This is a genomic window from Spirulina sp. CS-785/01, assembly GCF_028330525.1.
Lineage (GTDB): Bacteria > Cyanobacteriota > Cyanobacteriia > Cyanobacteriales > Spirulinaceae > JAQMSD01.
Genome location: NZ_JAQMSD010000023.1, coordinates 1 through 11,712, shown reverse-complemented (window position 1 = coordinate 11,712; position 11,712 = coordinate 1). Strand labels below are relative to the sequence as shown.

General features: G+C 47.5%; 8 protein-coding genes. 6 read left to right on the top strand and 2 right to left on the bottom strand.

Annotation, left to right across the window (positions count from 1 at the left end; translation table 11 throughout):
- The first annotated feature begins 222 nt into the window (after positions 1–222).
- Positions 223–4,221: a CHAT domain-containing protein gene (locus PN462_RS00850; protein WP_272125933.1), complete on the top strand. Its 3,999-nt coding sequence runs from the start codon at positions 223–225 to the stop codon at positions 4,219–4,221.
- A gap of 901 nt (positions 4,222–5,122) precedes the next feature.
- Positions 5,123–5,398, top strand: a complete 276-nt coding sequence (locus tag PN462_RS00845; RefSeq protein ID WP_272125932.1) for a hypothetical protein — start codon at positions 5,123–5,125, stop codon at positions 5,396–5,398.
- 69 nt (positions 5,399–5,467) lie between these two features.
- Here the strand turns inward: PN462_RS00845 and cruG are convergent, their stop codons facing one another.
- Positions 5,468–6,667 (bottom strand): 2'-O-glycosyltransferase CruG, encoded by a 1,200-nt coding sequence (gene cruG / locus PN462_RS00840; RefSeq protein ID WP_272125931.1) that lies wholly within the window; start codon positions 6,665–6,667, stop codon positions 5,468–5,470.
- 286 nt (positions 6,668–6,953) lie between these two features.
- On the bottom strand, positions 6,954–7,883 hold the full coding sequence (cruF, locus tag PN462_RS00835) for a gamma-carotene 1'-hydroxylase CruF (RefSeq protein ID WP_272125929.1): 930 nt from the start codon (positions 7,881–7,883) through the stop codon (positions 6,954–6,956).
- A 318-nt stretch (positions 7,884–8,201) separates the two neighbouring features.
- Here cruF and PN462_RS00830 point away from each other — a divergent pair, with 318 nt between their 5' ends.
- From PN462_RS00830 to PN462_RS00815, 4 genes are all read left to right on the top strand, one after another.
- Positions 8,202–9,383 carry a GNAT family N-acetyltransferase gene (locus PN462_RS00830; RefSeq protein ID WP_272125928.1) on the top strand — a complete coding sequence of 394 codons (1,182 nt, stop codon included), beginning with the start codon at positions 8,202–8,204 and terminating at the stop codon, positions 9,381–9,383.
- A 191-nt stretch (positions 9,384–9,574) separates the two neighbouring features.
- Positions 9,575–9,997, top strand: coding sequence for a Holliday junction resolvase RuvX (ruvX, locus tag PN462_RS00825; protein ID WP_272125927.1), 423 nt, complete (start codon positions 9,575–9,577; stop codon positions 9,995–9,997).
- Between the two features lie 105 nt (positions 9,998–10,102).
- Positions 10,103–10,339 (top strand): hypothetical protein, encoded by a 237-nt coding sequence (locus tag PN462_RS00820; protein ID WP_272125926.1) that lies wholly within the window; start codon positions 10,103–10,105, stop codon positions 10,337–10,339.
- Between the two features lie 57 nt (positions 10,340–10,396).
- Positions 10,397–11,398: a DUF459 domain-containing protein gene (locus PN462_RS00815; protein WP_272125925.1), complete on the top strand. Its 1,002-nt coding sequence runs from the start codon at positions 10,397–10,399 to the stop codon at positions 11,396–11,398.
- Positions 11,399–11,712: the final 314 nt, after the last annotated feature.

Sequence of the window (11,712 nt, the reverse complement as noted above, 5' to 3'; positions counted from 1 at the left end):
ACAGTTTAACTGAGTGGCTGAAGAAGCCCTGAAAATCATGTGCAATTACGCATTTCTCATAGACCAAAATCAAACCCCTTTGAAACCTGTTCATCCGGCACAGGCCAGAAAACTCCAGGATGGGTATAAGTAGGGCTTTGTAGCCTAATGTCAAAAAAAGTCGAGTAAATAGCCTACTAGAGGTTAACCCCCTCTTAAAGATTTAACTGAGGATTGACACAGATGTTGCAGTGGTTCAAAAATCTCTCTCAACAGCTTAACCCCCAAAATAATATGAATCCCGTGACAACGGACACCGAGACTGAATCGGTGGAGTCGGGGGATGAGGAACAACAGTTAACGGATAAAGATCGGGAGTTTCTCTTTAATCAACTTTTAGAGGGAATTGCCCATGGTTGGCAACCCCTTCGAGTAGAACGCTTTTTTGAAGCGTTGGAACATCGAGGGAGTAAGGAACAATGGGTGGAGTGGCTGCAACGCTATGGGGCGAAATTATTGGCGGCCTCTAATCCTGATGAGGAGTTGGCCAAGCAGATGATTGCGTTGGGAGAGGTGACTCGTTCATCGGTGGCCTTACAAAAAGTTGGGGATACGGCCAGTGGGATTGGTCGTTTGTTGTTGGCGAAGGTGAAAAAAGAGGATAGTGACACCTGGGAGTATGAACCCCCCCCGACTCCCGCTTATCCTCCGGTTGAGTCAGAGAATGATTCCCCTGCAAGTTTTACGGAAATGTCTAGGGCGGAAACCCGTGAGACGGAAATGCCTGTGGCGGGGGAGAGTCCTTCGTCTCAAGCTGATCCTCTGAATTTAGGGGGTGAGGGGGCAAAAACCATTACTTTAGATGAGTTATTGGTCCGTCTCCAACAAGATGAAAATTTGGTGCAACAGGTGGCCAAACGGTTGGGGTTGGATACGACGGATCCCCAGGAAATTATTCAGGAGTTGGTGCGACAAATTAATCAAAAGGGAGAGGGGACAAGTCAAAAACCTTCGGTGTCTCCGACTCCTCCTCCGGCTGCTGCGACTCCTCCCTCTCCTGCTTCTCCTCAACCCATAGGGAGTCCTTCTCCGGCCACTGCTACCCCGGAAAATGCGACGGCTGAGGTGGCGTTTAATCGGGGGGTGAAGGCGTATGAGGAGGGGAATTTTGAGGGTGCGATCGCAGCCTGGCAAGAGGCCACCGAGATTAAACCCGACTATTATCAAGCCTGGGGCAATTTAGGCTTAGGGTTGAAGAATTTAGGGCGTTATGAGGAGGCATTAGAGTCCTATAACCGGGCCATTGAAATTAAACCAGATTTCCATAAGGCTTGGTATAACAAGGGGTTAGCCCTAGATGAATTAAAACGCTACGATGAAGCCCTGGCCGCCTATACCAAAGTGATTGAAATTAAGCCGGATTTCCATAAGGCTTGGTACAGTCGGGGCAATAGTTTAGAAAGTTTGGGGCAGAGTGAGGAGGCCATTGCTTGTTATGACCGGGCAGTAGAATTGCGATCGGATTTTTATAAGGCTTGGTATAGTCGGGGCAATAGTTTAAAAAATATGGGGCGTTACCAAGAAGCCGTCACCAGCTACGATGGGGCATTACGTCTCAAGGGTGATGATGGAGACAGTTGGTTTCATCGCGGGGTGGCCTTGGCTTCCCTAGGACAACCTCAAGAGGCCATTGCCAGTTATAACAAGGCATTGGAAGTGAAACCCAATGATCTCCAAATTCTCTGGCAACGAGGCAACGCCTTAGCTGCGGTGGGAGAATATGGCCAAGCCTTGGCGGATTATGATTTAACGTTGGATTTACAAAGCGACTTTCTCCCAGTTTGGTCGAGTCGTGGACAAGTGTTAGCGGCCTTGGGACGTATTCCAGAAGGACTGGCGGCTTTTGATCGGGCTTTGGCTATGAATGAAGCGGATAGTCACCTTTGGCAACAACGGGGGCATTTATTGGCTAAAGCCCACCGCTATCCCGAAGCCTTGGAATCTTACGATCGCGCCTTAACTCTCAATCCCGACCGACCCACCTATTGGAATAGTCGAGGGGCGGTATTATTAAAGTTAGGACGGAGTGAAGAAGCGATCGCCTGTTATGACCGTTCCCTACAACTCCAAGCCCAACGCTGGCAAACCTGGAAAGATCGGGCCGAAGCCGTCCAACAATCCCCCAAAGCGGACTTACTCCTCACGGCATTAAGTCCCATGGCCCAAAATAACCCCCATCTCAATGAACGGGGATACGGCGGTAAATTAGCCACCCTCAAACAAGGCTTAGAGTATTTTCCCCGCCAGCTACACCCAGAGGGCTGGGGCCGACTACAACATCATATCGGGTTCACCCAGTTTCAAGCCGGGGAAGATCAAGAGGAGTCCGCCAGCTTGTGGCGAGAAGCCCTACAAGCTTACGAAGCGGCCAAAACGGCCTTAACCCCAGATCGGTTTCCTCTCGCCCATCTGTACGTCCTACGGGACCAATTCCTGACGCTTTTGGGCTTAGAGGAAACCCAGAAGGCAAAACAATTACAAGAGACGGCAACTGCCCAATTAGAAACGCTGTTGGCCACCCTTTCCTCCCCCACCCAACAACAAAAAACCGTCTTTGAATTGGCGGGCCTCTATCATCTCCAAGTTGATCTTGCCATTCAAGAGGGGGAACGAGTCAAAGCCCTAGAAAAAGCGGAACAGAGTAAAAATATTATTCTCTCTTGGTTGTTAGATCAGCCTCAGTTACGGGACACTAGCTGTCAGTGGACGGATATTCAAACCTTACTGACTCCCCAAACCGCCCTAGTCTATTGGCATCTCAGTCCAGCAACATTAACTACCTTTGTGGTGAAACCTGGACAAACTGAACCGTTAATTATTGGTTATACCCCCAACGTAGTCCTCAATGTGGTCTTAAATCCCTCCTTGCGATCGCGCATTGAACAAGCCAAACAGAACAGTGAAGCCTCCCTCGCCATCCTCCTAGAACTCCTAGGACTAGAAGAAGACCAAACCACCAGCAACAGTGAACCCCCCCCTAGTCCAGGGGAACAACCCATCACTCAAGTCAGTGAAAATAATGGCGACGAATACAAACAAGCCCGTCAGCGACGACAACAATTTTGGCAATGGTGGCATAACTGGCAAAAAACTGCCGCTTTCCCCGAACAACTCACCCAACAATTACAAGAGTTACGGACTATCCTACAAATTGACCAAATTCTCCAAGAAATCGACAGTGAGGACATTCAACAAGTCATCCTCGTCCCTCACTCCAGCTTACATGAACTGCCCCTGCATCTCTTTTTCCCCGACTCCTTAACCCTGAGTTATCTCCCCTCGGTCCAATTGGGACTCCTCTCCCAGTCCCCCTCCCCCACCCCTCCCTCTCAACCCGAAGCCGTCTTACCTGATCCTTGGCTAAAAACGGATGTCCCAGCAGCCACCAACTGGCAACCCCAACCCACCCCACCCCCCTCTCAATTAGACCTTCTCACCGTAGCAGCCCCCGATAGCCAAGACTGGAATGGCCAACCCTTGAAAGAGTTTCCCAATGCCAGTTTAGAGGCCACCATGATTGCGGCTTACTTCTCCTGGGCCCAACAATTTGGCGGTGACTCCCTTCATCGGTCTCAATCCCCTGCGGCCAAAGCCGAAGTCTTGGCCGCCTTGCAAAACCGTCCGCGTCTCTGTCACTTCCTCACCCATACCTTTAAAAATCGCCAATTCCCCCGTCAGTCGGCTTTGGCTTTGAGTGGCCAAGAACGGTTACTGGGGCAAGAGTTGGCCGCTTTGCCTTGTTCACAGATGGAATTGGTCAGTTTTGCGGCAGCAGATACGGTGGTGACACCAGAGTCAGCGGCCACGGTGACGGATGAGGCCGGGTTAGCGGTTTATTTGTATAGTCAAGGGGTGTCTTATGTGCTGAAATCCCTCTGGACGGTGGAATCGGGGGCCCGTCCTTTGTTTATGATTGAGTTTTATCGCCGTTTATCCCAAGGCAGTCCGGTGACGGTGGCCTATCAGCAAGCCCAGTTATGGTTAAAAACGGTGACTTATGGGGAGTTGGTGCAGTGGTATTTTGACCGGGCTAAGGAGTTAGAAGGGACGTTAAGTGGTTTGGCGGAGGAGTTTACCGATGCGGCTGGCCGCATTCAAGATGACCCGGCGAAGTTCCAAGCAACTGACCCGCCCTATGCCCATCCCTATCACTGGGCAGCGTTTGTGGTTCTAGGGCGGTAGTCGTTTTGTTGTTTGTTTTTAGGGAATAGGGAACAGGGAACAGTAACCAGCATCCGAAGGCAGATGGCAGAGGGCAGAGGGCAGATGTTGAAGGAGGAAGTTAACCTAAGAAGAAGGACAGAAACTAATCACAGCAAGGCTTTTAGCCAACTTCCACCGATTTTTAGTTTCACCGAGAGTAAACAGTTGTTACTCCCCATCTTCCCCATCTCCCGACTCCCAACTCCCGACTCCCGAAAGCTTTCTGCCCAAAAACACTTTTTCAGAAGACGTTTATTAACATACTCTGATATTTTTGTCAAGTGCAGCACAAGAAACTTCCTAAAAAATCCGTTCAGCACCCTAGCTAAAAAAACTTTTATTTCCTGACAAGGCATTCAGTACCAATGGGGGTTTGAAGGGATTATTAGACCCATTGGTTATAACTAAAGCCCGCATTTTATCATACTAGCATAGATTACTCTAGAGTCAAGAAAAGCTGTAACAGTTATTGTCTCGTTGCCGAAATTGGGGATTTGGGGTAGTTAAGTTTTGTAAAATCAAGCCTTTCATGCTAATGTCTCATATATTAACCATCAAAACATAATCTATTTTTATATACAAAAACAGTACCGCCTCTCCCTTGACAAACCTAAACTTATAGGGTAATAGAGAGTATCAATTACCGATTGCCAATTACCGAGTCTCCATTACTCATTCTCCAAATCCATCTGAGAGTATAAATTTTTTTATCCCAGATACACAAACAAGAGTTTTAAGCTATCTTAAAAAGGGAAAATTTATGAAAAACCCACTCATCCGGTAACAGGATTAGCAGATTTATTATCCGTGCTATCGGTAGGTTAGATATAGTGAGCTAGATTACTTTTGCCCGTAAAAAACCTTTCATTATTTAAAAACTATGAGTGAGCTAAATTCCAGCATTGCGGAAGAATTGCAACCCCCCCGTGAAGTCCGGGTCAATCAATTAAATCACCTCATCAATACCTTACGGATTGCTGATGAAATTGCGGAGCGAGGCTATTTAATCAGTAGTTCCGAATTAGCAGATTTGATGGATGTGAATGCGAGTGCTGTCACCAGTCGGGGGGATCATTGGCCTTGGCGAAATTGGGTAATCTCGCGGGTTCGTCGGGAGGGAAACCAAATCCTTTGGCAATTGGAACGAGTAGATTAAACATGAGTAAAGGGCGCGAAATTTGCGCCCTTTACTGCATCCTCTGAGCTTCCGCTCTCAGTCCCCCAATCATCCGGTTTCATTAAAGTTAGAATAGACTCGGCCTCGCCATTGTTTGGGGGTTTGCCAAGCCGAAAGAAAAATGCGTAAGACGGCTAAGGGGTCGGCAAGGGGAGACAGCCAAAAGAGGGGGGAAAATTGGGGGGTGTTGCGGTCGTAGGAGGGTGCGATCGCCAGTAATAAACTCCAGCGAATGCCCACTAACAGTCCATTAACCCCCAAGGCAATTAACACAGGTAACGTTTGATAGCCCAACAGCCACAGACTGCCCCAGAATACCGTGAGCAGTAACGGAAGACCTTGCACCGTAAGCAGTAACCAGAGATCGCCCCAGAGTTGTCCAGGGGCTGAAGCGTCTTTTAAATCCAGCGATCGCCCCCATTCCTGCCAAGTTTCCTTAGCCCCCTCATACATCCGCACCTTGAGGACTCGTTTCCCATCCAGAAAGCCCACCTTATAGCCCTGTTGCGCAATATAACGAGCTAAGGTCACATCATCACAAAAAGACCCCTTAGCAACACTATATCCCTCTATATCCTCCAAAATGCCACGACGACAAAGAAAACATTGCCCATTAGCCATCACCCGTTCCGGAGAAGAAGGAGTTGCCCCAGAAGGGTCAAACCGATAAAGCAACGTCATTAATAGAGCCGGTTGTAATAACCATTCCCCCGGATAAGCCAATAAAAATTGGGGAGATAGAGAAATAAGGTCATAATCCTCTTGATTCGCCACCCGAAGCAATCCGGCCACCAATCCCGGTTGGGGTTGAGTATCCGCATCTAACCCTAAAATCCAGTCACTCTTGGGAGAACTGGCCAAAAAGCCATTATGGAGGGCCCAAGGTCGTCCCACCCAGTCCGACGGTAAAGGATCATCAGTGATTAAGCGAATACGCGGGTCTTGGCTTTGTGCCTGTTGTACCATCTCCCTAGTCCCATCTTGGGATTGACTATCAACAATCAACATTTCCCGCACTTCATAACTTTGCCGCTTTAACCCATCTAAACAAGGCTGAATGCGGTCCGCTTCATTGAGGGTAGGGACAATAATACTCGTAGTCCCTAATTGGTCTAATGTAGCCCGTTGGGGAGAAATGGGGGCCTGTCGTTGAGGCCCTTTCAGCAGACGGGAGAAGAAAATAAAACAAGGGGGTAAAGTAAAAAGCAGGGAAAGGAGTGCAATGGCACTAAGGAACGTTGAGGTCATATTTTGGGTGATTGGTGATTGGTGATTGGTCATTGGTGACAAGTCAAGATAACCTGTCTTTTGTCAAATGTGTAGGAGTATCGGGACTGTCGAGGGATAGAGGAGATAGAGAAGCATTGAAACTAGAACAGTTTGAACCTCCCCCTCCCCCATCTCCCTAGACAATAGGATGTCTCACTTTAACTGGTCACCAACGGTGTTGTCCGTAGAAAAACCTGTTCTTCTCTGCAAGAGAAAAAACAGGAAAAGGAAAAGCGAGTTTTACACAACAAACAACAAACCAATTTTACTTCACTGAAGCCATAGGGACTTGAACCGTATCGTTAGCTGACTGACCAGGAGTAACCGTTTGTTGGAGAGTTTCGGACATTAGGACCGAGGCCGGAGGGGCTAAATAGTAAAACACGATCGCCGGAATAACCCCCATAACCATCCCCAACAACACCGGGACCCAATAGCCAGACCCTAAACTCATCACCGTGGAAAACGCCAAATTACTTAAATACACCACCAAAGGAAAGCGTAACTGTTCCCGTGACAAATTCAGGGATTGATTGGACCAGCAGAAGGTGGCCACCGTCATAAACACAATCCCCGTGCCTAACCAACCGACAAAATTCTGATACGGCATCCCGAAAAATGCACCCGGTTGTTCCCAAATCCAAAACGGGACGGTGGTTTGACTCATGGCCGGGTCTAGGACAAAATCCCAAGAGGTTAATAATAACGACCCTAAGGCCACTGCACTCCCCAACTGCACCCAGCGAGGCAGACTTAACCGTTCTAACCCCACTCGGGCCAATAAATAAGCCGCACATCCTAAATAAAACCAAGATAAGGGAATAGTAAACGGCACTAGGCCGGCCACTTTATACCCTAACCCGCTTAAATACCGATAATGACCAAAAGGAAACCCGGTACTTGTTCCCAATAATTCACTCCCCAACGATAAAAACACCGCCGGAATCATAAACGTCAGCCATTTCCGCCAACCCAACACCCGATAGGCATAAACCGCCACCGCAGCGGCCCCTAAGAGCATATAAACTACACCCCCTCCAGCCATGGACCACTGAAAGACCGTCTTGCCAATCTCTGACAAATTCATAATAAATTCTGGATGGGGAAGCACCAATAATAAACCAGCCAAGCCAAAAATCATGGAGAGGATATGACCCACCAGTAAAGAACGCTCGATTACCACAAATTGTTTCATTAAAACTAAAACCTCACAAAATCCTCTTTGACCATCCCAGAGGGGCAAAATCTTGAGCTTTCCCCCACAGGCATAGACAGAAACTCAATCCACATACCTTTAAGGGAGATTAATGGATTATTAATATTTAGTTTACATCTCTACACAAATAGTTTGTAGGGTTAGGGCAAGATTCCGGGAAAATCCCGAACCTTGCTGGCTTAACCCTAGCCCTAGTCAAGGGGTGGGAAGGGGAAACTGTCAAACAGACTACATCTATCTGAGTCCGCTTCCTGAATCAGTTAATATAAGGTCAGACACCCATCCCTCCCCAGATTCATGACTTTACCCCTGTCCAAGCAGCAAAATATAGAAATTCGTCCTTTACAACTCCGTGATTTTGAAGCCTTAGAGACACTGATTGCCCAACATGGTAATCCTTACCAGACGGATGAAACTTTGGTTGCTCAATTGGAGCAGTTTCGCCGATGGTACGGGTTATTAAAGGTCTTGCGACTCCTCCCCAACCCCAGTCAACATCAATTTCATTTGTATGTGGCCGAACAAGGGGGAGAAGTTCGGGGTTTAATTGAAGTGTCCCCCTTTAACCGCACGCGCAGCACGTGGCAAGTCGAACGAGTGTTAGTGGACTTGACTCAACCCCCCAATGCCACTGTGAAAGATGTGGGGTCCCAATTGCTGCGCTACTGTTTTGAGACCATTTGGGAAGCGAGGACTTGGTTGTTAGAGGTGAATGTTAATGATAAGCAAACCATGGCGTTATATCGCCAAAATGGTTTTCAACCTCTGGCCCAAATGACCTATTGGGAGATTTCTCCAGAGCTTCTCAGCGAACTGGCGGAACGAGAACCGGCTTTACCGAATTTACTCCCGGTGAGTAATGCGGACGCGCAACTCCTCTATCAACTGGATACGGTGTCGATGCCTCCCTTACTGCGGCAGGTGTTTGATCGGCATATTACGGACTTTAAAACCCCCTTATTGCGGTCTTTGGTGAATAATGTGCGGCATTGGGGAGATCATCAAGAAACGGTGACGGGATATGTATTTGAACCCCAACGGAAGGCTGCGATCGCGTATTTTGAATTACAACTCTCTCCCCATGAGAATACCCCCAATGAGGCCCAACTCACGGTTCATCCGGCTTATACTTGGCTTTATCCGGAACTGATCACCCAAATGTCCCGTATTGTTAAAGAGAAAGCCTTCAAACCCCTAAGATTGGCCTCTGCGGACTATCAACCGGAACGGGAAGAATATTTGGAAAAATTAGGGGCTGAACGCACCGAACACACGACTTTAATGTCTCGTTCTGTTTGGCATAAACTCCGAGAAACTAAACCGTTAGAGGCGTTACAACTGTCAGATGTTCTCCAAGGGTTACAACCAGCCCGCACTCCTATCCCTAGTCGGATGGCTTGGTTTAAATCCCACCATCAAAACCCAAATAATTCAACTCCGTCTGAACCCGGCCATCCGAATTCAATGGATAATGGATAGTTGTTTGTTGTTTGTTGTTTGTTGATAGAGATGAGAAACTGGGTTTCTCTCCAAATTTTAGGCCAAAAGAGTTAACTGGAAGTAGAAGCCCGGTTTCTCGCTACTGGAATAAAACCACAAAGACACAAAGGACACAGAGAAAAATATTAATTACCAATTACCTATGACCAATTACCTATGACCAATTACCTATGATCAAACTTTCTGCATTAGGACTTGATATTGGACGAAAACGAATCGGTGTTGCGGGGTGTGATGGGTTGGGGTTATTTGCCACCGGGTTAATGACTTTGCGGCGTAAGTCCTTTCAGGAGGATGTACGACGGTTTCAAGAAATTGTCACGGAACGGGAGGTGACGGTGTTGGTGGTGGGTTTACCTTATTCTATGAGTGGGGACATTGGTTATCAAGCGAAACAAGTGCAAAAATATGCCCGTCGTCTCTCTAGTGCTTTAAATCTTTCTCTAGAGTTTATGGATGAACGGTTAACGTCTGTGGCCGCACAAGAATTGATGAAGGCGGATAAAATCTCTGTATCCCAAAATAAAGCTCTCATCGATCGCAAGGCCGCTGCTATTATTCTCCAACAGTGGTTAGATGCTCGTCGGGGTTGATGGTTGATAGTTGATAATGGGTGCTTCACCCAAGCACTAAGAATAAATAACCAAGAATAACTTATCCTGTGTTATAATACGAAAGGAGTGACAAAAAAATACAACATGAGGCTCAAACGATGGGAGTCGCCTCGTCGTCAAGGCCGCAATCATAAAGGGAAAGGCGGTTCGGCACGACAACGGCAACTCAAGAAACAACAACAAACGCTGCGTAAAAAACTCAAAGCGGAAGCGAAGCAAGAAAAACGAAATACGCCCAAAGCGGGAAAAAAGGGGAAGAGAGATATATCTCTTCCTTCTTTTTTTGTTTTGTTCTTGTTTGTTTTGTCTCGTTTATCCTGAAATGCCTGTTCTGCTTGTGTCAAGTACATTATAGCGGTCTAGAAGTAGGTCTCAAAGATGAGTAATCCCCTTTTGGCAATGAGTTTATTAGCGTTGTCGGTTTCTTCTGCGGAGTCTCCTCAAATTTGGCTAGAAGAGGGTTTAGATTTTCTCGAAAAACAGACTCAGGAAAACCAAACCCAAGCACAAGAGACGATACTGGATAGCTTGGAGAGGGGAGAGGGGATACAACCGGATAGGGAGGAGTTGCCCTGGTTTGCGGTGTCTCGTTTGGTGCGCTTTTCGGGGGGGGATGGAGAAGAAACCCTTCCTCGTCCGGTGTCGGGGGCCCAGTTTTATCAACAGCGTATGATGGCGTTGAAGCGGGGGAAACTTTATACTCGCTTACCGAGGAATAGTTTTTATGAGCAGTGGAAGGAGGCGAGGGAACAACCGAGTTATGAACAATGGAAACGGTTGTTAAAGTATGAGGCTCTTGCGATCGCACGGGGACAAGGACAAAATCAGCTTAATCTATTCGTGGGGGACTCTCTGAGTGCGTGGTTTCCCAGTCAGGCATTCCCTAAAGGCTCATTCTGGCTCAATCAAAGCATTTCGGGGGAAAATACCCAACAACTCCGCCAACGCCTCCATTTGTTCGCGGAAACGCGGCCTCAGACGATTTATGTCATGGTGGGGATTAATGATTTACGTCAGGGGGTGAGGGATGAGACAATTGTGCAGAATTATCTTGCGATCGCGCAACAACTCAAACAACAACATCCCCAAGCCAAAATCGTCCTCCAATCCCTGTTACCCACTCGTCAGCCAACCCTCAACCGTCGGATTAACCGCTTAAACCACGCTTTGTCCAAAATTGCCGAACGGGAAAACCTGTTATATCTCAATCTCCACGCCTTTTTTGTCGATGATGAAGGCCAATTAAAATCCTCTCTCACCACCGATGGCATTCACCTCACCCCAGAGGGGTACGAGGTGTGGCAACAAGCCTTAGAGCAAATTCAATCTTGGTTAGGTGTCCAATATCAAACGTTTCAAGGACAAGAAACCCAAATATAAATGAGCCTTGGGGTTAACCTCTAGTAGGGGATTTACTCGACTTTTTTTGACATTAGGCCACAAAGCCCTACTTATACCCCTCCTAGAGTTTTCTGGCTTGTGCCGGATGAACAGGTTTCAAAGGGGTTTGATTTTGGGCAGGGTTATGAGAAATGTGTAATTGCACATGATTTCAAGGGCTTCTTCAGCCACTCAGTTAAACTGTAAGGTTTGCCTCGACAAACTTCAAAGGGCTTTTTACGTCTGTAACACTACCTCCACTCATCGTTGGTGTTTTGTTTAATTACAGACCACAGGGCCAAGTGCTGGCGTTT

Coding starts and splice junctions, on each gene's coding strand:
- PN462_RS00850 (WP_272125933.1), top strand. CDS start 223: ATGTTGCAGTGGTTCAAAAATCTCTCTCAACAGCTTAACCCCCAAAAT.
- PN462_RS00845 (WP_272125932.1), top strand. CDS start 5,123: ATGAGTGAGCTAAATTCCAGCATTGCGGAAGAATTGCAACCCCCCCGT.
- cruG (WP_272125931.1), bottom strand. CDS start 6,667: ATGACCTCAACGTTCCTTAGTGCCATTGCACTCCTTTCCCTGCTTTTT.
- cruF (WP_272125929.1), bottom strand. CDS start 7,883: ATGAAACAATTTGTGGTAATCGAGCGTTCTTTACTGGTGGGTCATATC.
- PN462_RS00830 (WP_272125928.1), top strand. CDS start 8,202: ATGACTTTACCCCTGTCCAAGCAGCAAAATATAGAAATTCGTCCTTTA.
- ruvX (WP_272125927.1), top strand. CDS start 9,575: ATGATCAAACTTTCTGCATTAGGACTTGATATTGGACGAAAACGAATC.
- PN462_RS00820 (WP_272125926.1), top strand. CDS start 10,103: ATGAGGCTCAAACGATGGGAGTCGCCTCGTCGTCAAGGCCGCAATCAT.
- PN462_RS00815 (WP_272125925.1), top strand. CDS start 10,397: ATGAGTAATCCCCTTTTGGCAATGAGTTTATTAGCGTTGTCGGTTTCT.